Source organism: Streptomyces sp. NPDC055243 (assembly GCF_044544025.1).
In the GTDB taxonomy this organism is placed as follows: domain Bacteria; phylum Actinomycetota; class Actinomycetes; order Streptomycetales; family Streptomycetaceae; genus Streptomyces.
Genome location: NZ_JBITWR010000007.1, coordinates 310,164 through 330,374 on the forward strand (window position 1 = coordinate 310,164; position 20,211 = coordinate 330,374).

At 72.7% G+C, this 20,211-nt stretch carries 17 protein-coding genes; 10 read left to right on the top strand and 7 right to left on the bottom strand.

The window, feature by feature from the left end; genetic code table 11:
- Nucleotides 1-163: 163 nt before the first annotated feature.
- The 5 genes from ACIGXX_RS22370 to ACIGXX_RS22390 all read left to right on the top strand — a co-directional run bounded on the left by ACIGXX_RS22370 (nucleotide 164) and on the right by ACIGXX_RS22390 (nucleotide 3,573).
- Complete coding sequence (locus ACIGXX_RS22370; RefSeq protein WP_399978009.1) at nucleotides 164-316, top strand: hypothetical protein; 153 nt, start codon at nucleotides 164-166, stop codon at nucleotides 314-316.
- A complete protein-coding gene (locus ACIGXX_RS22375; protein ID WP_399978012.1) occupies nucleotides 313-969 on the top strand; it encodes a hypothetical protein in 657 nt (218 codons plus the stop codon). Before ACIGXX_RS22370 ends, ACIGXX_RS22375 begins: the two co-directional genes overlap by 4 nt.
- A 291-nt stretch (nucleotides 970-1,260) precedes the next feature.
- Complete coding sequence (locus ACIGXX_RS22380) at nucleotides 1,261-2,049, top strand: SGNH/GDSL hydrolase family protein (RefSeq protein WP_366463964.1); 789 nt, start codon at nucleotides 1,261-1,263, stop codon at nucleotides 2,047-2,049.
- Nucleotides 2,050-2,121: 72 nt separating this feature from the next.
- Nucleotides 2,122-2,688 carry a hypothetical protein gene (locus ACIGXX_RS22385; protein WP_366463965.1) on the top strand — a complete coding sequence of 189 codons (567 nt, stop codon included), beginning with the start codon at nucleotides 2,122-2,124 and terminating at the stop codon, nucleotides 2,686-2,688.
- 144 nt (nucleotides 2,689-2,832) lie between these two features.
- Nucleotides 2,833-3,573, top strand: coding sequence for an SRPBCC domain-containing protein (locus ACIGXX_RS22390; RefSeq protein ID WP_351161986.1), 741 nt, complete (start codon nucleotides 2,833-2,835; stop codon nucleotides 3,571-3,573).
- Between the two features lie 34 nt (nucleotides 3,574-3,607).
- Here ACIGXX_RS22390 and ACIGXX_RS22395 read toward each other — a convergent pair whose 3' ends face one another.
- The gene (locus ACIGXX_RS22395; protein ID WP_351161984.1) at nucleotides 3,608-5,464 is read right to left on the bottom strand and encodes an endonuclease/exonuclease/phosphatase family protein; all 1,857 of its coding nucleotides are present in this window, start codon (nucleotides 5,462-5,464) and stop codon (nucleotides 3,608-3,610) included.
- A gap of 288 nt (nucleotides 5,465-5,752) precedes the next feature.
- Here ACIGXX_RS22395 and ACIGXX_RS22400 point away from each other — a divergent pair, with 288 nt between their 5' ends.
- Nucleotides 5,753-7,222 carry a hypothetical protein gene (locus ACIGXX_RS22400; RefSeq protein WP_351161982.1) on the top strand — a complete coding sequence of 490 codons (1,470 nt, stop codon included), beginning with the start codon at nucleotides 5,753-5,755 and terminating at the stop codon, nucleotides 7,220-7,222.
- A 61-nt stretch (nucleotides 7,223-7,283) separates the two neighbouring features.
- Here the strand turns inward: ACIGXX_RS22400 and ACIGXX_RS22405 are convergent, their stop codons facing one another.
- The 4 genes from ACIGXX_RS22405 to ACIGXX_RS22420 all read right to left on the bottom strand — a co-directional run bounded on the left by ACIGXX_RS22405 (nucleotide 7,284) and on the right by ACIGXX_RS22420 (nucleotide 10,129).
- Nucleotides 7,284-7,730, bottom strand: coding sequence for a hypothetical protein (locus ACIGXX_RS22405; protein WP_351161980.1), 447 nt, complete (start codon nucleotides 7,728-7,730; stop codon nucleotides 7,284-7,286).
- 28 nt (nucleotides 7,731-7,758) lie between these two features.
- Nucleotides 7,759-8,913, bottom strand: coding sequence for a hypothetical protein (locus ACIGXX_RS22410; RefSeq protein WP_399978020.1), 1,155 nt, complete (start codon nucleotides 8,911-8,913; stop codon nucleotides 7,759-7,761).
- 64 nt (nucleotides 8,914-8,977) lie between these two features.
- The gene (locus ACIGXX_RS22415) at nucleotides 8,978-9,205 is read right to left on the bottom strand and encodes a hypothetical protein (RefSeq protein ID WP_351161976.1); all 228 of its coding nucleotides are present in this window, start codon (nucleotides 9,203-9,205) and stop codon (nucleotides 8,978-8,980) included.
- Nucleotides 9,206-9,352: 147 nt separating this feature from the next.
- Nucleotides 9,353-10,129, bottom strand: a complete 777-nt coding sequence (locus ACIGXX_RS22420) for an SDR family oxidoreductase (RefSeq protein WP_351161974.1) — start codon at nucleotides 10,127-10,129, stop codon at nucleotides 9,353-9,355.
- A gap of 176 nt (nucleotides 10,130-10,305) precedes the next feature.
- Here ACIGXX_RS22420 and ACIGXX_RS22425 point away from each other — a divergent pair, with 176 nt between their 5' ends.
- Nucleotides 10,306-11,745: an alkaline phosphatase PhoX gene (locus ACIGXX_RS22425; RefSeq protein ID WP_383819769.1), complete on the top strand. Its 1,440-nt coding sequence runs from the start codon at nucleotides 10,306-10,308 to the stop codon at nucleotides 11,743-11,745.
- Here the strand turns inward: ACIGXX_RS22425 and ACIGXX_RS22430 are convergent.
- On the bottom strand, nucleotides 11,714-14,143 hold the full coding sequence (locus ACIGXX_RS22430) for a protein kinase (RefSeq protein WP_399978025.1): 2,430 nt from the start codon (nucleotides 14,141-14,143) through the stop codon (nucleotides 11,714-11,716). The genes ACIGXX_RS22425 and ACIGXX_RS22430 overlap by 32 nt on opposite strands.
- 52 nt (nucleotides 14,144-14,195) lie before the next feature.
- Nucleotides 14,196-16,442: a PQQ-binding-like beta-propeller repeat protein gene (locus ACIGXX_RS22435; RefSeq protein WP_399978028.1), complete on the bottom strand. Its 2,247-nt coding sequence runs from the start codon at nucleotides 16,440-16,442 to the stop codon at nucleotides 14,196-14,198.
- A gap of 319 nt (nucleotides 16,443-16,761) precedes the next feature.
- Between ACIGXX_RS22435 and ACIGXX_RS22440 the strand changes: the two genes are divergently transcribed.
- Genes ACIGXX_RS22440 through ACIGXX_RS22450 form a run of 3 tightly spaced genes read left to right on the top strand, consistent with a single transcriptional unit; the run spans nucleotide 16,762 to nucleotide 20,077 of the window.
- Nucleotides 16,762-18,345 (top strand): TROVE domain-containing protein, encoded by a 1,584-nt coding sequence (locus ACIGXX_RS22440; RefSeq protein ID WP_399978031.1) that lies wholly within the window; start codon nucleotides 16,762-16,764, stop codon nucleotides 18,343-18,345.
- A 48-nt stretch (nucleotides 18,346-18,393) separates the two neighbouring features.
- A complete protein-coding gene (locus tag ACIGXX_RS22445) occupies nucleotides 18,394-19,038 on the top strand; it encodes a GntR family transcriptional regulator (RefSeq protein ID WP_351161963.1) in 645 nt (214 codons plus the stop codon).
- Between the two features lie 16 nt (nucleotides 19,039-19,054).
- Complete coding sequence (locus ACIGXX_RS22450; RefSeq protein ID WP_351161961.1) at nucleotides 19,055-20,077, top strand: 1-aminocyclopropane-1-carboxylate deaminase; 1,023 nt, start codon at nucleotides 19,055-19,057, stop codon at nucleotides 20,075-20,077.
- The last annotated feature ends 134 nt before the right edge of the window (nucleotides 20,078-20,211 follow it).

Sequence of the window (20,211 nt, forward strand, 5' to 3'; positions counted from 1 at the left end):
AAGCTGAAGCTCCACTTAATTCTGCTACGAGATATACGACAGGAATGCTACGAGGTGGCCGCGGGCGGGCCGGGCCCTAGTGCCAACTCGCCCCCGTATGGGCCACCATGGGCCGGACGGTAGTCGACGGACGGCCGCAGGGCCGCCGGCCACAGGAGGCGTCATGAGGCTGGGCAAAGCACTCGCCACCGGGATCGCCGAGGAAGACCCGCAGGAGCGGCTGCGGCCGGAAGGTCTTGAGCAGCACGCGGAGCCGCATCCCGAACCGGCGGTGCCGGCCGAGAAGCCGGCGGTCGAGGTCCCCGCGGTCCGATGAGGCTGCGGCTCCCCGAGGAACGCCCGACGGAGCCGCCGACCGGATACAAGATCGCCCGCCTGGTGCTGTCCCACGACGGCGCCAGGGCCGGGTTCACCGGCGTCTCCCTGGGCGCGGCCCTGCCCTACGGCACGCTGGACGCGGCCCACTGCGTCTACGGCCGACGGCACGCGGCCCCGCACCGCCGCTGCGACTGCGGCTTCCACTGCGTCCACGAACGCGCCGACGCGGAGGCGCTCCTGTGCACCGGCGATCACCGTGGGGCCGCGCTGCTCGAGGTGACGGTGCTCGGCGCGTACATCCGCTTCGAGCGGGGCTTCCGGTACGCGCGGCAGCGGGTGCGCACGGTGACGGTGCGGCCGTGCGGCTGCGGGGCGCGGGCCGCGGTCCTCGCCGACGCGGGGTGGGGCAGGCCGGGGTGGCGGGTGGTCGAGGGGGTGTGCGGGGCCTGCGTGGGCAGCCGTACGTCGCTGCGGCTCGCGGAGTTCGCCCGCCTCGCCGGGGACGGCGTCACGGTCGCCGAGTCCCTGCCGGGGGCACCTTCCGAGGGTATGGGGGTGCCGGAGCTGGTCGCGGAGGCGGCGCTGCTACAGGCCCGACTCGACGTTTTCCAGGGCGAGTTGGCGCGTCTGGCGAGGGAGGAGGGGGGTTAGCGTGCCGACCTCTGCGGATGCCGGCCAGAGGGCCTGGTCGAACCCGCCGTGGCTGCGCGCGAACCCCAGCGGGCCCATCAGCGGGGCGTAGGAGTGGTGCGCGTCCGTGTGCCGCTGGTGAGCCGGTGAGCTAAATCAGGGCGCAGCCACGCGCGCACCCCCCACCCGCACGGCTGCGACGCGGGCGCGCGGGGTCGCGGAGCGCGGGGTGCGGGGCGGGCGTGGGCCGGCGTGGGGCACGTCGGTCACCGTCGCGTTGACGGGTCCTGACTCCGGAGGGAGGCTCTGGCCATGACGACGCATGCGTACGCGCGCTATGTCGCGATCGGCGACAGCCAGACCGAAGGGGTCGGCGACGGCGACGAGGCCCACGGCTACCGCGGCTGGGCCGACCGCCTCGCCGAGATCCTGGCCGAACGGAACCCGGAGTTCGAGTACGCGAACCTCGCGGTGCGCGGCAGGCTGACGGCGCGCATCAAGGCGGAGCAACTCGCCCCGGCCCTGGCGCTGCGGCCGGACCTGGTCACGGTCATGGCGGGCATGAACGACCTGGTGCGCCCCGGCTTCGACGCGGCCCAGGTGGCCCGCGACATCGAGGACATGTTCACCGAGCTGACCGCGGCGGGCGCGCGCGTGGCCACGGTGACGTTCCCGGACCTCGGCCGGATCTCGCCGCTCGCGCGCAGGGCGCTGCCCCGCGTCCTCGACCTGAACGCCCGCATCCGCGCGGCGGCGGACCGCCACGGAGTCGTCGTCCTCGACACCTTCCCGCACCGGGTCACCACGGACCCCCGCCTGTGGAGCGCCGACCGCCTGCACGCGAGCCCCGTGGGTCATGCGCGGATCGCCTCGGGCATGGCGGACGCACTGGGCATCCCCGGCCACGAGGACTGGGTGCGGCCGCTGCTGCCACCGCCGCCGCCGGTGTCCACGCTGCGGACGATGGCGGCGGAGGCGAAGTGGTTCGCGGGGTTCATGGGCCCGTGGCTGTGGCGACGCGTCAGGGGGCGCTCGTCGGGCGACGGGCGCGAGGCGAAGCGGCCGGACCTCGGTCCGGTGGCCTCTCCCGAACGGGCTTGACCTCAAGCAAAGTTGAGGTCGCAGTGTGTGCGAGACGGGCACAGCGCCCCGTACACACTGAAGGAGCAGGCCATGAAGACACGCATCAGCGCCACCACCCTCCCCGACCCGGCCCGCGCGGACGGCGGGCTCGTCTTCCTCAGTACGTGGAGCACGGGCACTCCGGAGCGGCAGCGGGCGGCGGCCGAGGCGATCGCCGCGGCCTGGGGGAGTCGCCCGTGGCCGCACGAGGGCCTGCTCTCGTACACCGTGTACGCCGGTGCGGACGGCTCGACGCTGGCGCACCGCTCGCACTGGCGTGACGAGGAGGCGTACCAGGAGTTCTTCGCCCGCCACAGGGACGAGCGGAACGCCGACATCGACAGGGCCGTGCCGGGCATCGAACGGCTGGGGCTGCACAGGACGCGGCTGCGGGGCGGAGTGGCACGGGCGGCCGGTGACGAGCGGGTGGCCGGGGCGATCGTGATCACCGAGGGGGACACGGGGCTGCCGGAGGCGGCGCCGGGGCTGATCGGCGTCCACTTCCACGTGACGACGGACGGCGAGCGGGTGATCCGCCACGAGGAGTGGGAGAGCGGCGACGGGCTGCCCGTGGAGGGCAGGTATCGCCTGGCGTACGGCTTCGAACCGGTGCGCTGAACATCCGGGGCGCCGGGCGCCCGGCCGTCCCCTGGACGAAAATATTGGCCGGTGGGACGGTGGAATCCCCGCGCGGGGCGGGCGTTTTCCGTACCTCGGCCCCGGCGGCCCGCGCGAGGGGGCGTGCGAGCTTAAGGAGCCACCATGACCACCGGCAAGGAGTTCGAGATCGAGCGGGAATTCGAGGTCGATGCCTCTCCTGCCGAGGTCTGGGACGCGTTCACCACCGGCACCGGCGGCTGGCTGTGGCCCCTGGCGGAGTACGAACCCCGCGAAGGCGGCGCCGCCCCCTTCGGCGGTGTCGTCACCCACTGGGAGCCACCGCACCGCCTCACGGACCGTGCCGACAACCCCGAAGGCCTCCCACCGGGCCAGACCCTCAACCAGCTCGACCGCACCATCGAGCCCCGCGACGGCGGCCGCCGCTCATGGGTCCGCTACGTACACAGCGGCATCCTCACCGGTGACTGGGACAACCAGTACGACGGGGCCAGCAAGCACACCGACTTCTACCTGCACACCCTGCGCCAGTACCTCACGCACTTCACGGGCCTCCCCGTCACCTTCACCACCCTCGACGGCCCCGCCCCCTCCACGGCCCCGGACGCCTTCACGAAGCTGGGCCGCCGCCTGGCCCTGCCCGACGACGCGTCCGAAGGCGCCCGCGTGCGCGTGGACGCCCCCGGCGAATCCCTCGACGCGATGGTCGACTTCCGCAGCCGGCACTTCATCGGCCTGCGCACCGACACCGCGCTCTACCGCTTCTTCGGCCGCAACCACTTCGGTGCCCCGGTGGGCATCAGCATCCACGACTTCGCGCCGCAGGCCGATGCCAAGGGCACCGAAATGGCCTGGCGGGACTGGCTGCTCAGGCTCTACGCGTAGCGCCCGAGCAGCAGCCCCGGGAGTCCTGCGCGTCCTACGGGCGGAACCGCAGCACCTGCGGGTCGTGGTCGCTGTTCTGCTCCGCGAACTCCGCGTTGATGTGCACGCTGTCGTACGCGAAGCCGCTGCCGACCCCGGGACTCGTCAGGATCTGGTCAAGGACCTGGGAGTTCCCCTGGTACACGTACGAGTAACGCTCGGACCGGGGAAGGGACTTGACGGCGGACTTCAGTGCGCCGCCCGCCTCCAGCGCCGTCGTCGTCGCCGAGAACTCGAAGTCGTTCACGTCGCCGACGACCACCACGTCCGCGCCCTTCTGGACCTTCCGCACGTCCCGCACGAAGGCGTTCACCGACTGGGCCTGCCGCAGCCGCTTCGCCTCCGACGAGCGCACCGGCGGCTGATGCCGCGACGTGAGGCCCTCGTCGCCGCCCTTCGACCCGAAGTGGTTGGCGACCACGATCACACTGCGCCCACGGAAGCCGAACTCACCGGCCAGCGGCTTGCGGCTGTCCGCCCACGCGGTGTTCGCGGGGTCGACGCGCCCGGGGGAGAGCGTCAGCGCGGCGCGCCCGCCGGAGGACCGCACGACACCCGTGCCCGTCGTCGCGTCCCCGGCGCCCCGGTCCGTGAAGGAGACCCGCTCGGGGTTGAAGAGGAACACCTGGCGGATGTTGCCGCCCGGCTCCCCGCCGTCCTTGTTGTTCTCCGGGTCGATGGACCGCCACTCGTAGCGGGGCCCGCCCGCCGCGACGATCGCGTCCGTGAACTTCTTCAGGGTCGCCTCCGCCGAGACGGTCCCGTCGTTCTTCGCGCCGTTGTCGTCCTGGATCTCCTCCAGGGCGAGGATGTCGGGCGACGCGAGGTTCGAGACGACGGCCCCGGCCAGCGCGTCGAACTTCGTCTGCGGATCGCCCGGGTCGAGGTTCTCGACGTTGTACGTCGCGACGGCGAGCTCACCCTTGGCCTGGCGCCGCGTCTTCTCCGGGACGAGACCCTTGTCCGTGACCTTGCCGAGCGTCCGCGCGACCAGCGTGTAACCGCCGAACTGGTTGAAGTCCAGGGGCCCTTCGGCGCCGCCGGACAGCGCGTCGCCGACGTTCGCCTTCGGGAAGGGCTGCTCGGAGACCGGGGCCAGCTGCTGGATCTGCAGGCGGCCGGTGTTCTGGTCGTCGTAGGACTTGTACACCGTGCCGCCGCGCCGGTTCGGGTTCTCGTGCGGCTTCACGGTGATCCACAGCTCCGAGTACGGATCCGTGGCGCCGACCACGCGCGAGGTGCCGACGCGTACGTTCATGCCCTCCAGGGACTCGTACAGGTCCAGGGCGTACGAGCGGGGCTCCAGCCGGAGCCCGTTGACGCTGCCCCCGTCCGCCGGGTCGCCGTCGGGCGCGTACGCGGAGGGCACCGACTTGGCGTGCACCGTGACCGGCGCGGGCAGCGCGTTGCCGGACGACTCGACCGTCACCGTCGGCTTGGTGAGCTGGGTCAGGGACTGGTTGCCGGAGGCCTCGCCGCCGGGGACGTACTCGCTGACGGTCCCCGAGACGCGGACCGCGTCACCGGCCTTCACCGTCAGCGCCGCCGACCCCGTGTAGACGAAGACGCCCTCGCTGGTCGCGGGGTCGGTGTCGGCCTTCGGGTCCTGGAGCCAGAAGCCCTTCGAGCCGTACGAGCGGACGCCGGTCACGATGCCCGTCACGTCCGTGACCTGCTGCCCCGCGAGGGGCGAGAGGCGGGTGGTGCCCTGGATGTCGTGGACGCGGACCTCGGCGGCGGACGCGGACGAGGAGCTCACGGCGAGCAGACCGGCCGCGAGGGCGGTGGCCACGACGGTGGAGACGGCCGCGGATCTCACGGTGGGCCGGGTGGCGCGGGATATGTACGGCATGGAGAGACTCCGGATGAGGGTGAGTACGTATATGAGGGGTGAGCACGTAAGGAGCGAGCGAGGTGGACCGGCGGACGCCCACCACGTTCTACGCGCGTCAATCTCTTGTGTGGCCAGGGGAGTTGTCAAGGTTCGGCGGGTGTTCTCACCGTGTATGTCTTCTGACAGGGACATGAACCGGGCGGCATGGGTCCAAATCCGTCTAGGCTTCAGCCCAGCCGACCCTTCCCCAGGCTCCCGACTTCGCTCGAGCAGGGGAGGCCCCATCCTTCGGAGGAGAACCAGCCGATGTCCGTAAGTCCCGCCACCCTGCCGCCGGTGCTGCTGCACTCCGAAGCGGAACTCGCGCGGGCCGCGCTCGCCACGCCGCTGCTCTCCCGCGCCGCGCGGCTCGCCCGCTGGGCGGGCCCCCAGACGCGCGTCGGTGCGGGCGGTGAACTCATCGAGGAGCAGCTGCCCGCCGCCGCCGCCGAGCTTGGCCTCGCGGCGGACGACCCGGACGCCGCCGCGCACGCGAGCGAGGCCTGGCGCGTGGCCGTCGACACGGGCCTGGTGGACGTCACGGACGGCGACGAGGAGGAGGGCCCCGACGGAGCGGACGCGCAGGGCACGGTGACCCCGGGCGAGGACCTCGCCGCGCTCACCTCCGGCAGCCCGCAGGACATCCTCGCCGTCTGGCTCGGCGCCCTGGACACCGTGTACGGGGACGCGACCGTGCCCGACATGGACAACCTCCTGGACGTCCTTGAGGAGAACGGCGAGATCGACTTCGAGGAGCTCGGCTGGGACCCCCAGGCGGAGGCGGACTTCCTGGACGGCGTGCTCGGCAACCTGTACCTGCTCACCGCCGGGGACGCCGGGGCGGGCGATGGCCCGGTGCCGCTGCCCGCGCTCGCCGCGTCGATGATCGTGCCCGACGACATGGGCGAGCCGACGGACGACATCCTGGAGCAGGTGTCGGACGCGATGATGAAGCTCGACGACCAGTTCCGGCTCTTCGAGCCGCTGGGGGTCGTCGAGTACCAGCCGGTCGACGAGGCCCTCATGGTCGACATCGACGAGGCCGAGGCCCCGCTGCCGGACGACGACGAGGACGTCACGCGGTACGGCATGGTCCGCCTCACCCCGCTCGGCGTGTACGGCATCAGGGCGCGGATGCTGGAGGCGGGCGTGGACGCGCCCGCCGTCGGTGATCTCGCGGACAAGGGCGCCGACGCGCTGCTCGAAGGGACGGCCGGTTTCCCGCAGGCCGCCGCGCAGGCCGAGATCGAGCTGTGGCTCGCCCGGCACGAACCGCTGGACGCGGCACGGGAGTTGCTGGCCGCCGCGCGGGGCGGCGACGAGGGTGCGCCGCTGCGGCGGCTCCGGTGCCAGCAGGCGCTTTCGCTGGTGGGCCGTGAGGCGGAGCCCGCCCTGCGCGAGGTGCTCGACGACGCCGAGCTCGGTGGGCTCGCCCGGGTCTGGCTGGCCGAGCACGGGGCCGCGGACGTGCCCGCGCCGCCCGAGGCGATGGTCTTCTGGCTGACGATCGACACGATCGCGGCGCAGCTCGCCGCCGAGGGCAACTCGGACGAGCTGCAGGGCCTCGTGGAGGGGCTCTCCCGGCAGCACAGCGGGTTCTTCGCCGCGGCCTGGCGGGTCGAGCACCCCGCCACCGCGGACGTACTGGAGGCGATGGGGCGGCTGCACCCCGACAAGAAGGTGGCCAAGGAAGCCCGCAAGGCGGCGTTCAAGGCGCGGTCGCAGCAAGGCATGTGATGCGATACCGGCCGGGCTGGAATTCCAGCCCGGCCGGTACTCGACGCACCGAGCGGTCAGCTCAGCACTGGTACAGCGTCGTGTGCTTGAACGACGACGTCGCGCCGTCGAAGCCGTACGTCCCCCGGTACGCCGGAGGGTTCTGGTACTCGCCGACGATCGTGATCGTGTTGGCGCAGGACCCCTGGCCCGTGCGCTTGGCGTCCAGGCGGATCGTGTCGCCGATGAAGCCGCCCGTGATGTCCCACGGAGCGCCGCAGATGCCGGAGGTGATCTGGCCGCCCGTCACCACGTGCGGGTAGGTGTTCGGGTTGAACTTCACCTCCATGGCGAAGGTGATCGCGCCGTTGTGCAGCTCCAGCTTGGACGTGGTGGCGACCGCCTCGGCGGACACCTCCTGGGGCGCGGCGAACGCCTCGTCGCGCGTCTTGACCTCGGCGCCCTGCGGATTGTGGAAGCGGTGCTCCGCGCGGGCCTGGCCCTTCTGCTTGCGTGCCTGAGTGGTCATGAAAGCCCTCCTCTCGTGGTGCGACCGGTCAGGCCAGCTGTTCGGAGACCTCGACCCGCAGCAGCGCGCGGACGTTCTCGAAGTGGTTGAGCACGGTGACGGTCGAGGAACCGGCGAACAGCAGGCCGAGCGCGACGTTGTCGAGCGAGGTCACCAGGGACCCCGAGTCGCCGCCCGCCGAGATGTTCGTCGTCAGGATCTGGTCCTTGAAGCGGGCGGTGCCCGCCGTGCCGTAGTTGACGTCGATGGTCGCGTCGACGGCGATGATCCGGCCGAAGGAGATGTTGGTCGTACGGCCGGTCTTCTTCACCAGGTCGCCGACCGCGACGTTCGCCTTGCGGCGCCAGGCGCGCGGCGCACCGCTGAAGTACGTCTCGCGGGTCGCGTCCTGGAAGTCGACGGTGCCGAGCGCGGCGTCGACGACGTTGTTGTGCCGCTCCAGCGGAATCTGCGGGGCGAACTGGATCGTGATGAAGCGCTCCAGGGTCGCGATGCGGTCGGCCGGGTCCTGGCCGCCGTCGAAGACACCCGGCTGCACGATCGCGCTGCCCAGCTGGGCGCGGTTGGAGTCGGCGAGCACGTGGTTGTTGGAGAGGATGTAGAACTTCGCCGGTACGCCGAGGCCGGAGCCCGGCGGGTCGACGGAGGCGCCGGGCAGGAAGTCGTAGACCACGCTGCCGAGCGTGCCGGCCGTCACGCGTACGTTGCCGACCGAGGCGCCGGAGGGGCATGGGCGCATCCGGCGCTTGAGGAGCTGCGGCTCGAACGAGCCGAGCCCGCCGAGCTCTTCCAGCATGGGCTGCGAGATGCCCGAGAGCTGCTCGCTCACGCCGCCGTCGGGTCCGTACGTCACCGAGCGGTCGTCGGTGCGGCCGGCCTTGCGCTGCTGGCGCTGTGCGGCGATGTGGCCGACGGCCACGACGTCGGTGGGGGTGCCGTCGTCCATCTGGGCGGGGATGACGTCCCGCTCCGGGAGCATGGACTCCGAGACCTTCTGGGTCACGAACACGATGACCGCGGGTTCGCCCGTGGGCTCGCCATCGGTCCACTTCACGCCGTGGCCGAAGCCGACGACGTTGGCCAGGGACGTCTGGGGGCCCAGGAAGTCCCCTGTCGCCTGCTGGCGCGAGCTGTCGCTGAGCTGACCGCCGGTGGGTCCGCGCATCAATTCGGGCTGGCTCACCACGCCAGACCACCTCTTCCCCTTGGTTGAAGGGTGGAGTTCCGGTCCGCTCGCGCAGGCCGTCCTACTGCGCCGCGGGCTCGCCGATGGCGAGTACGCGCACGGGGACGCCTTCGAGCACTTCCGGAACCACGTCTTCTTCCCGGAGCCGGTCACGGGGCACTTTGCGGGTGACGAACACGACGATGACGTCCGCCCCCGAGTGCTCGTCCCTCCCGATGCCGACGCCGGTGACATTGGCCAGCTTCATCAGCCGGTCCTCATGGAGGCTGCGTGCCTGCGAAGCGTCCACGCGGCTCGCCTCCCCCAACGGGTGATGCAGGTAGGGGATGTCTATTGCCGTGTGGATGGCGGGTCAAGGCGTTCTGCACGAAATCTTGGCTTTGCGGGTGATTCACGCCTGTTGACCTTGTTTACGAAGTCTCTTCCGCCCTCTCGTTCAGGTGCGCAGATGTGAAGCGCCGTTGAGGTCCAGGACGGTGCCCGACGCCCACTCCGCGACCGGCGACGCGAGCCACAGCACCGCCGCGGCGATCTCCTCCGCCGTGCCCGCACGCCCGAACGGGCTCTGCGCGCGGATCGCCGCGCCCTCGTCGCCGCTCAGCCGGTGGGCGACCCGCTCCGTCTCGAAGAAGCCGGGCGCGACCGACGCCACCGCGATCCCGTACGGCGCCAGCGACACCGCGAGGGACTGGCCGAGCGCGTGGACGGCCGCCTTGGTCGCCCCGTACGCCGGGTGGTCGGGCTCCCCGCGGAACGCGCCGCGCGAGCCGATGTTCACGATCCGGCCCCCCGTGCCCTGGTCGATCATCCGGCGGGCCGCCAGATGGCTGAGATTCGCGGTGGCCAGGAGGTTCACCGCCACGTGCCGCTGCCAGAGGTCCGCCCAGTCCTCGTACGAGGTGTCGGCGAGGGGGTGCGGCAGATTCACGGCGGCGTTGTTGACCAGTACGTCGAGGCCTCCGAGCCCCCCGGCCACGGCGGCGGCCCGCTCGGCGACGTCCGCCGCGCCCGCCGGATCCGACAGGTCCCCGCCCACCAGCACGTGGCCGTCGCCCGCCAGGGACGCGAGGGTCGCGCGCGCGTCCTCCTCGCGCGAGCCGTAGTGCACCGCGACACGGTCACCGTTCTCCGCGAAGGCCTGTGCGAGGGCTCTGCCCAGTCCTCGGGAGGCTCCGCTGATCAGGACACGGCGGCCGGTGGCAGGCAGATTCATGGAAGGAGGCCCCTCGACGTCGGACGGCGTTCAACCGCCGTTTATACGTGAGCGGGAACGTGACGCCGACAGCAGCCCGGCCGAAACGGGAAGCACACCTCGACGTACGCAGGCCGAGCGTCGCAGCACGTACACAGTCAGCCCGCAGCCCGCTCGTACGCGCCTCAGGAGACATCATGCCGCTCACCCGCAGGGACTTCGCCAGACGCTCCGCGATCACCGGTGCGGGGGTCGCGCTGGCCGGCAGCGTCGGCGCGCTCGCCACCGCGCCCGGCGCGCTCGCCGCCGAGGACACGGCGGACGACGGGGCCGACCTGCTCGGCGGCGCCCCCGGCTACGGCCCCCTCGTCCCCGACCCGAAGGGCCTGCTCGCGCTGCCCGCCGGATTCTCGTACCGCGTGCTCACCCACAGTGGGAAGACGAAGCTGGAGACCGGCGAGTTCACGCCGTCCAACCACGACGGCACGGCCGCCTTCGAGGGCCCGCGCGGCGTGACGCTGCTCGTCAACAACCACGAGCTGAGCGGCCCCCGCTCCAAGTGGCCGCACCCGGTCCCGCTGACCGAGGGCCTCGTCTACGACCCGGCCGCGTCCGGCGGCTGCACCGTCGTCGAGGTCCGCCGCGACGGACACGTCGCCGAGTGGGTCGGCATCGCGGGCACCGCCACCAACTGCGCGGGCGGCAGCACTCCTTGGGGCACCTGGCTCACCTGCGAGGAGACCGAGGACAAGGCCGGCCAGAACGGCATGACCAAGGACCACGGCTACGTCTTCGAGGTCGACCCCTACGACCGGCGTGCCAACCGCGCCCCCAAGCCCGTCAAGGCGCTGGGCCGCTACGCCCACGAGGCCGTCGTCGTCGACCCCAAGCGCGGTCACCTTTACCTCACCGAGGACGCCGACGAGCCCAACGGCCTGTTTTACCGCTGGACCCCGCCCCACGGCTTCAAGCACGGCCGCGGCAAGCTGCGCACCCTCTCCGACGACGCGGGCGTACTGAAGGCGCCCAAGTGCTACGACTCCGGCGGCCGCTTCGTGGACGACCTGTCCCGCGCCACCAAGATCGGCACCGTCTACGGAGTGGACTGGGTCGAGGTGCCCGACCGCGACGCCCGCACGGTCCCGGTGCGCGAGCAGTTCGACGACGGCGACATCACGCGCGCCCGCAAGCTCGAAGGCATGTGGTGGGGCGACGGCGGCGCCTACATCGTCGCCTCGTTCGCCCGCGACGAGAGCCCCGTCCAGCACGACGGACAGGTGTGGTTCTACCACCCGGCGCGCCGCACCCTCACCCTCAAGGTCCTGCTCGGCGTCAACCCGGACCCCGCCAAGGACGGCGCCTACGACGGCCCGGACAACATCACCGTCTCGCCGTACGGCGGCCTCGTCATCGCCGAGGACGGCGACGGCATCCAGCACCTCTTCGGGGCGACCGAGCGCGGCCGCACGTACCCGATCGCACGCAACGAACTCAACGCGGGCACCCCCGAGAAGCCCTCCTACAGCGAATTCACCGGCGTCACGTTCTCACCCGACGGCAAGACGCTCTACGCCAACATCCAGACGCCCGGCATCATGCTGGCGATCACGGGGCCGTGGCGGCGCCAGCGCCACTGACGGCTCGGGCGGCGTTGACGGCGCGCACGGAGCCGCCGTCGATCCGCGCGTACCACCCGGAGGCGTCGGCGGCGAGATCGGTGATGTCGCCGTCCACCGGCCACTCCTCGATCACCTTGCCGCCACGCAGGGTCAGGGCCCTGCAGACGCGGCCCGCGGTGGCGTAGACGGTGCCGTCCGCGACGGCCGGGGGGAGCTGGGCGGTCGCGCCGAACGTCTCCAGCCACCGGCTCTTGCCGCTGGTGAGGTCGATGGCCTGCAGGGTCTTCTCGTCGGCCCAGTGCAGCAGGACGCCGTCGGCGGTGACGGGGCCGTGCCCGCCGCCGGGCAGCCGGCGCCAGCTGGCGGCGAGCCCGGCCGTGGGGAAGGCCCATCGGATCTCTCCGTCCATCGGATCGAAGCCGATGAGCCGCCCCGCCCCGCCGGCGAGGAGGAGGCCGGTGCCGGGGCGCCCGCCGGTGCCGGGGACGTGGCCGAGGGCGGTGCTGCCGCGACCTGCGGAGACCTTCATGTCCCTGCGGTGCAGCCGACGGCCGTCGCGCACGTCGACGACGTGCAGCGCGCTGTCCTCGGTGAGCAGCGCGAACCGGCCGGCGGCCGGCGTGACGGGGGCGGTGAGGACCTGGTCATCGTCCGCGAGTCCCTCGTACGTCCAGAGTGCGCGCCGGGTCGTGGCGTCCAGGCAGAGCGGCTTGCCGCCGACCGGCGACGGCGTCGGCGCGAGGAACAGTGCCGAACCGGAGACCGCGGGCTTCTGCCAGTCCACGACGCCGTCGTCCAGGGCCCAGGGGGATCCGCCCCCGGGCAGCGCGCGGGAGCGCAGGGTCAGTTCGGTGGTGCTGTTCTTCTTGTTCCCCAGGGCGACCAGGCGCCGACCGGCGACGGCGAACCACCGGGTGCCCGGTGACCAGGCGCCTTCCGGACTCCACGGCTCGCCGGTGGTCAAGTCCCTTACCTCGTCGGTGAGTTCGGGCGTGATCAGTATGCCATCGGCCACGCCCCACATCGTCGGCGCCTTGACGGTGGCCTCGAACGACTGCCAGCGCCGGGCGCCGGTGCGGGTGTCGGCGGCGCGGACCAGGCCCTCGGTGCTGCTGTAGGGCTTGGTCCCGTGCACGAGCAGGGTGGACCCGCCGAGCAGGGCGGCGTCGATGGTGCCGCCGTCGGTGCGCAGCGTCCACCGGACCTTGCCGGGGCGCCGCGAACCCTTCTCGACGCGCAGCCCGGCGTCCTCGTCGTCCCCGCCCTCGTCCGGCGACGAGTGCGAGATCCCGTACCCCAGGAGCCCGGCGAAGCCCGCGCCGGTGGCGGTCAGGAGGGAGCGCCGGGTGAGGGTCCCGCGGCGCTCGGAACGGACGGCGGCGGCGATGGCGGCGGCACGGTCGACGGGTTCGGGCCGGGTGGGTTCCTTGCCCGGCCCGGGGGGTTCCGTGCCCGCCCCGGGGGGTTCCGTGCCCGACCCGGCGGGTTCCGTGTCCGGTCCGGTGGCGCGCGGGCGGCCGGGGGATATCAGGGACCGCAGTGGCTCCTCACGCCACCACAGGTGGGCGGCGGGATCGGCGGCCCGCGCCAGGACGTCGGCCACGGACGGCCGCAGTGCCGGGTCCTTGCGCAGGCACTCCGCGACGAGCCCGCGCAGCCCGCCCTGCTCCGGTACGCCGGTGAGGTCGGGCTCCTCGTGCGTGGCGCGGTAGAGCAGCACCGCCACGGGCCCGGAGCCGAAGGGATGCTCTGCGGACGCGGCGAAGGTGAGGACGGCGCCGAGCGCGAACACGTCGGCGGGCGGACCGACGGGAGCCCCGTCGATCTGCTCCGGGGCCATGAACCCCGGAGTGCCGATCATCGAGCCCGCCTCGGTGAGCACCCGGTCGCCCGCGGCGCGCGCGATGCCGAAGTCGATGACGCGGGGCCCCTCGGCGGTGAGCAGGACGTTCGACGGCTTGAGGTCACGGTGCACGATGCCCGCCGCGTGAATGGCGGCCAGGGCCTCGGCGAGATGTGCCCCGAGCGACCGGGTGACGCCCGCCCCGAAGGGCGCACCGGCGGCCACGGCCTGACGCAGGGTCAGCCCCGGGAGAAAGGCCGTGGCGAGCCACGGCACCGCGGAGTCCGGATCGGCGTCGAGCACGGCAGCGGTATGCGCCCCGGTCACGGCCCGCGCGGCGGTGGCCTCCCGACGGAACCGCTCCCTGAAGTGCGGATCGGCGGCGAGGTGCTCGTGCACGGTCTTCACGGCGACGAGCCGCCCACCGGGGCTCCGCCCCAGGTAGACCTGCCCCATCCCCCCGGCCCCGAGCCGCCGCACGATGCGATGCCCACCGAGACGGATCGGGTCACCGGGCAGGAGCGGGGTTCCGGGCAGGGCGGGGTGCGTCTCGCCGTGGGGTGCTGTCGTCATGGACGCTCCGGGTTGCCGGGCACGGGCGGGTGGCGGGTGGGGCGGTCAGCCGTCATGGCCGGTCCGGGCCGGTGATCGCGTACAGGGTGCCGTCCGCGCACAGGTGGACGAGGCCCGTGCCGGCGGTGGCGACGTCGACGGAGCTGACGGCGTCCAGGGCGAGTCCCCACCGCGGATCGCCCGTCGCCGCGTCCAGGGCGTACAGGCCCCAGACCGGCCGGCCCGAGCCGCCGGGTTCCGGACCGGCGACGTACACCAGGCCGTCCGCGACGAGCGGCGTCCCGTCCAGTACGCGATAGCCCGTGCGGGTCCAGCGGACCGCGCCCGACGTAGCGTCGTACGCGCGGACGCCGTCCGGCGAGGGAGCGTGCACCAGGCCGTTCGCGGCGGTCGGGGTGACGTCCGGCGCGGTGTCCGCGGCGCGGGTCCAGCGGGTGCGGCCGGTGGACAGGTCGACGGCCCGGATCTTCCCGCGCTGCCCGTAGTAGCGCGTCCCCTTGGCTCCGGGGTGGACGTGCGGGTACACCGCGCCGCCCCCGATCTCCTTCTCCACCGTGCCGCGCGCGGCCCGCAGGACGATCAGCGGATCGCCCTGCGCGTACACGTCCGTGCCGGGCATGCCGGGGTTCGCCGAGACGGCCAGGGCGATGCGTCCGCCCGCCTGGTCGGAGCTGATCACCTCACCCGCGCCGCCGCCGTGGAACCAGAGAGGCTCTCCCGTACGGGCGTCGAAGCCGTACGCCCGCCACTTCCGGCCCCAGGCGGTGCGCCGCGCCTGGATGGTGCCGTACGCGGCGTAGGTGAGCAGACAGACCACGTCGCCCGCCACGATCAACTGGCCCTTGTTCCCCTCCTGTTCGCCGGGCTTCCCGAACACGGGCCGGGGGCGGTGGGGGTTGCGGGAGAGCAGGCCCGAGTCCCAGGCCTTGCGGCCCGTGGCCCTGTGCAGGGCGAGGAGTTCGGGTTCGAAGAGCGGGTCGTGCAGGACGTAGACCAGATCGCCGCGGACGTCCACGCCCCGCAGGTTCTTTGCCGGATACTCCCAGCGTACGGTGCTGGTCGCCGCGTCCACCCGGGTGACGGCCGCGTCGTCGACGACGTACAGATCGTCCCCCTTGCGCAACAGCGATCCCCCGTAGGTGATTTCACCGATCCCGGTCTTCCACCGCACCCGTCCCTTCGGCAGCCGTGCGCCGGGCGCACCCGGTTTCCCGGCCGAGCCGCCGCCTTCGCCGCCCTGGCTGAGCGCGACGGCGGTGGCGGTGGCGACGCCCGCGGTGGCGATGGCCGCGCCGGTCCAGGCGAAGAGGCGCCGGCGTGACGGGGACGCGAGCCGAGGAGCGGCGGACGGGACGCGGTCCCGCGCGAGGTCCCGGGGCGGGGTTCCCGCGGGCCGCGGCTCCTCCAGGCGCCCGACCAGCTCCGCTGTCTCGTCCTCGTGGCGGCGGACCAGGCCCGCGATCGGCTCCCGCTCCCACCACGGTGCCGCGTCCGAGCGCGCCGCGCACCAGGCGAGGACCTCGCCGACCGTCGGTCTGTCCGCCGGGGCGCGGGCCAGGCAGCGGCCCAGGAACGTGTGCCAGGGAGCGCCCGGCACGCCCTCCAGGTCCGGCTCGTCGTGCAGCGTGCGGTACAGGACCGCGGGGGCGCCGCCGGTGCCGAACGGGGCGCGGCCCGTGGCGGCGAGCGTGAGGACCGCGCCGAGGGCGAACACGTCGGCCGCGGGGCCGGGCCTGCCGTCACGGGCCAGCTGCTCGGGGGCGATGAAGCCGGGCGAGCCGATCGCCTCGTCGGCGGCGGTCAGGCTCTCGTCGGCCGCGCTCTTGGCGATGCCGAAGTCGAGGACCTTCGGGCCGTCGCGGCCGATGACGATGTTCGACGGTTTCAGGTCGCGGTGCGTGAGTCCCGCCGCGTGCACCCCGGCCAGCGCCTCCGCGAGGGCCGCGCCCAGCGCGGCGAGATCGGCGGCGCCGAGGGGGCCGTGCGCGGCGATGGCCGCCGTCAGACCGGGGCCCGCGCAGAACTCCGTGGCCAGCCACGGCTGCGCCGCGTCCGGATCGGCGGCGAGCACCGCCGCGGTGAAGGGCCCGACGACGGCGCGCGCGGCCACGGTCTCCCTGCGGAAACGCTCCCTGAACTCCGGGTCCGCCGCCAGGTGTTCGTGCACCGTCTTGACCGCCGCGAGCCGCCCGGACGCGGAACGGGCGAGCCGCACCCGCCCCATCCCGCCCTCGCCGATCGGCGCGACGATCCGGAACCCGCCGAACTCGACCGGCTCATCCCTCGCCGTCCGTGCCATGCCCCGGCATCCCCCTCCGCCTCGACCGCACCCAACGGACGATCTGTGCGACGCCTGTGAGCCATCGTACGGTTGCAGCGGAAAAGCATTGGTGCCCCGCCAGTTCGCTCTCCTAATGTGAATCCGGTCCGGGTGCGAGGGCAGGACTTACTCCCACTCGCTCTGGGCACCCAGGACTTTTTCATGTCACGCACCTCCCGGTGCGCCGGAAGCGGCTCCTTCCTTCAAAGAATCCACGCCGCGGCCACTTTGATCTCGGGAGGCTCAGCCCTTCTGCTGTGCTGCCTCCCCCAGTAATTCTGAATTCGGGGGAATTCACATGGCACGCTTCAACACCAAGTCCGCGAAGGCACTCGTCACTTCCGTCGTGAAGTCGAATGGACGCACCGCGCCGACCCACCAGGGCGGCCGAGGTCACCTGCGTGACCCGCGCTCCGAGCTCTTTCTGCTCGCGGTGGCGAATTTCGTCTCCCAGCAGACCTTTTACGAGAACGGCGCCGACCGCGACGACCGGTTCTCCGCGCTCGTGCGACGCCTCGCCGTAGAGGACCCGGAGTGGACCGCGGGCCTGCTCGGCTGGCTGCGCGGCGACGGCAACATGCGCACGGCCTCGATCGTCGGCGCCGCCGAGTACGTGAAGGCGCGCCTCGACGCGGGCGCCACCGAAGGGCCCGCCAACCGCCGGGTCGTCGACTCCGTGCTGCGCCGCCCGGACGAGCCCGGCGAGCTGCTCGGGTACTGGACGGCGACGTACGGCCGGAACGTCCCCAAGCCCGTCAAGCGCGGCATCGCCGACGCGGTGCGCCGGCTGTACGGCGAGAAGGCCCTGCTCAAGTACGACACGGCCGCCAAGGGTTACCGCATCGGCGACATCCTCAACCTCGTGCACGCCGCGCCCGACCCGGACAAGCCGTGGCAGGGCGACCTCTTCCGGTACGCGCTCGACCGCCGCCACCACCCCGACACCGCCGTCCCGCCCGCCGCCGCCCGCATCCTGGCCGCACACCGCGAGCTGATGGCCCTGCCGGTCGCCGAGCGGCGTGCGGTGGTCACCGGCGCGGGCGGCGCCGAGCGGCTCGCGGTGGCGGGCATGACCTGGGAGGCGCTGGCGGGCTGGCTGCAGGGTCCGATGGACAAGGCGGCCTGGGAAGCGGTCATTCCGTCCATGGGCGCGATGGCGCTCGTGCGCAACCTGCGCAACTTCGACGAGGCAGGCGTCTCGGACGAGGTCGCGGGCGTCGTCGCGGCGAAGCTCGCGGACCCGGCGGAGGTCGCGCGCTCGCGGCAGTTCCCCTTCCGCTACCTCGCCGCGTACCGGCACGCGCCGTCGCTGCGCTGGGCGTACCCGCTGGAGCGGGCGCTCGGCCACTCGCTGGCCAACGTGCCCGCGCTGCCCGGCCGTTCGCTGATCCTGGTCGACCGCTCCGGCTCGATGTGGTCGCCGCTCTCGGCCCGCTCGCAGCTCAACCGCGCGGACGCGGCGGCGGTCTTCGGCACGGCGCTCGCACTGCGGGCGGCGGACGCGGACCTGGTCGAGTTCGGCACGGGCAGCGCCCGGGTGAAGTACCGCAAGGGCGAGTCCGTCCTGAAGGTGCTCGGGCGCTTCGGCGACCTCGGCGGCACGAACACCACCGAGGCGGTGCGCCGCTTCTACAAGAACCACGACCGCGTCCTGATCGTCACCGACGAGCAGGTGACGTACGACTGCCACGGCGACCCGACCGAGCAGGTCCCGGCGCACATCCCGGTCTACACCTGGAACCTCGCGGGCTACCGGGTGGGCCACGGCAAGTCCGGCACGGGCAACCGCCATGTGTTCGGGGGGCTTTCGGACGCGGCCTTCCGGATGGTGCAGCTGCTCGAAGCGGGCTCGTCGAGCGACTGGCCGTGGGTGCGGAAGTGAGGCAAGGCTCTTGTCCGTCACGGGAATTGGTATCTAACATTTCAGTTCATGGGAGCCATGCAACCGGTGCGCCGCACCCTCCTGAGGGACCAGGCGTACGCATCGATCCGTGACGCGATCGTCGGCGGGGACATCCCGCCGGGCAGCGTCGTGCGGGACGCCGACCTGGCCGCCTCGCTCGGCCTGTCCCGCGCGCCCGTCCGCGAGGCGTTCTCACGGCTCGTCGACGAGGGACTCCTGGAGACCAAACCGCAGAGCCACACCCGGGTGACACCGCTGGACGCGGCCGGCGTCAGGGACGCGGCGGCCGTCGTCCGCGCCATGCACGAACTCGTGGCCCGCGCCGCGGTGCCCCGCCTGGCGCCAACGGACCTCTACGCGATGCGGGAAGCCAACCGCGGGTTCGCGGCGGCCGTCGCGTCCGGCGACGTGGAGGGCGCCCTGCGGGCCGACGACGACCTGCACGGCGTCCTCGTCGCGGCCTGCGGCAACAGCGCGGCGGCGGCCACCATCACGCGCTACACCCCCCTCATCCGCCGTCTGGCGCGGCAGCGCTTCGCCGAGGGCGTGACCTGCGGCTCCGCCGAACTGCACGAGCGGCTCATCGAAGCCTGCGCGGACGGCGACCCGGACGCGGCGGCGGCCGTCACCACGGAGATCTGGCGCGTCCTGGAAGAGCTCGCCCACCCCTGAACCTCCCGGAGGCCCCGTGTCCGCGCTCCTCGACTCCTACGCCCGCTACCCCCTCCTCTTCGGCCCCTCACCCGTGCACCCCCTGGACCGCCTCACCCACCACATCGGCGGCGCCGCGCTCTGGGCCAAGCGGGAGGACTGCAACTCCGGCATCGCGTACGGCGGCAACAAGACGCGCAAGCTGGAGTATCTGGTCGCCGACGCGCTCGCGCAGGGCTGCGACACCCTCGTGTCGATCGGCGGCGTCCAGTCCAACCACACCCGCCAGGTCGCGGCGGTCGCCGCCCGCGCCGGGCTCAAGTGCGTGCTGATCCAGGAGAGTTGGGTCGACTGGCCCGACTCCGTGTACGACAAGGTCGGCAACATCCTCATCAGCAGGCTCGCGGGCGCCGACGTGCGCCTCGTGCGCGCCGGATTCGGCATCGGCGTCAAGGAGAGCTGGGAGCGGGCGGTGCGCGAGGTCGAGGAGGCGGGCGGCAGGCCGTACGCGATCCCGGCGGGCTGTTCCGAGCACCGGCTGGGCGGCCTGGGCTTCGCCCGCTGGGCATACGAAGTGTCCGAGCAGGAGGCGGAGTTGGGGGTCTTCTTCGACACCGTCGTGGTCTGCTCGGTGACCGGGTCCACGCAGGCGGGCATGGTCGCCGGATTCGCCGCGCTCGCGGAGGAGGGCGAGCGCCCCCGCCGTGTCCTGGGCATCGACGCCTCCGCCGATCCCGACCGCACCCGCGAGCAGATCGCCAGGATCACGCGCGGGACGGCCGAACTCATCGGCGTGCAGGCAGAGGTCAAGGACTCCGACATCGAGCTGGACGCGCGCTATCACGCGGGCACCTACGGCCTCCCGGACGCGGCGACCCTCGACGCGATGCGGCTCGCCGCCCGCACGGAGGGCATGGTGACCGACCCGGTGTACGAGGGGAAATCGATGGCCGGGATGATCGATCTGGTGGACAGGGGAGAGATCGCGCGCGACGCGACCGTCCTGTACGCCCACCTCGGCGGGCAACCCGCGCTGAACGCCTACAGCGCCCTGTTCTGATCCTCCTGAGGGGCAGGGGTTGACGGGGACCCGTGGGGCACACATGTGCGCGCGGTGCCACGGAGCAACTACGTACCGCTACGAGGAACCCGCGGTTGTGTGTCGGTTTGATGCCGATGTGAGGACCGTGTGAG

Coding starts and splice junctions, on each gene's coding strand:
- ACIGXX_RS22370 (WP_399978009.1), top strand. CDS start 164: ATGAGGCTGGGCAAAGCACTCGCCACCGGGATCGCCGAGGAAGACCCG.
- ACIGXX_RS22375 (WP_399978012.1), top strand. CDS start 313: ATGAGGCTGCGGCTCCCCGAGGAACGCCCGACGGAGCCGCCGACCGGA.
- ACIGXX_RS22380 (WP_366463964.1), top strand. CDS start 1,261: ATGACGACGCATGCGTACGCGCGCTATGTCGCGATCGGCGACAGCCAG.
- ACIGXX_RS22385 (WP_366463965.1), top strand. CDS start 2,122: ATGAAGACACGCATCAGCGCCACCACCCTCCCCGACCCGGCCCGCGCG.
- ACIGXX_RS22390 (WP_351161986.1), top strand. CDS start 2,833: ATGACCACCGGCAAGGAGTTCGAGATCGAGCGGGAATTCGAGGTCGAT.
- ACIGXX_RS22395 (WP_351161984.1), bottom strand. CDS start 5,464: ATGCCGTACATATCCCGCGCCACCCGGCCCACCGTGAGATCCGCGGCC.
- ACIGXX_RS22400 (WP_351161982.1), top strand. CDS start 5,753: ATGTCCGTAAGTCCCGCCACCCTGCCGCCGGTGCTGCTGCACTCCGAA.
- ACIGXX_RS22405 (WP_351161980.1), bottom strand. CDS start 7,730: ATGACCACTCAGGCACGCAAGCAGAAGGGCCAGGCCCGCGCGGAGCAC.
- ACIGXX_RS22420 (WP_351161974.1), bottom strand. CDS start 10,129: ATGAATCTGCCTGCCACCGGCCGCCGTGTCCTGATCAGCGGAGCCTCC.
- ACIGXX_RS22425 (WP_383819769.1), top strand. CDS start 10,306: ATGCCGCTCACCCGCAGGGACTTCGCCAGACGCTCCGCGATCACCGGT.
- ACIGXX_RS22430 (WP_399978025.1), bottom strand. CDS start 14,143: ATGACGACAGCACCCCACGGCGAGACGCACCCCGCCCTGCCCGGAACC.
- ACIGXX_RS22435 (WP_399978028.1), bottom strand. CDS start 16,442: ATGGCACGGACGGCGAGGGATGAGCCGGTCGAGTTCGGCGGGTTCCGG.
- ACIGXX_RS22440 (WP_399978031.1), top strand. CDS start 16,762: ATGGCACGCTTCAACACCAAGTCCGCGAAGGCACTCGTCACTTCCGTC.
- ACIGXX_RS22445 (WP_351161963.1), top strand. CDS start 18,394: ATGGGAGCCATGCAACCGGTGCGCCGCACCCTCCTGAGGGACCAGGCG.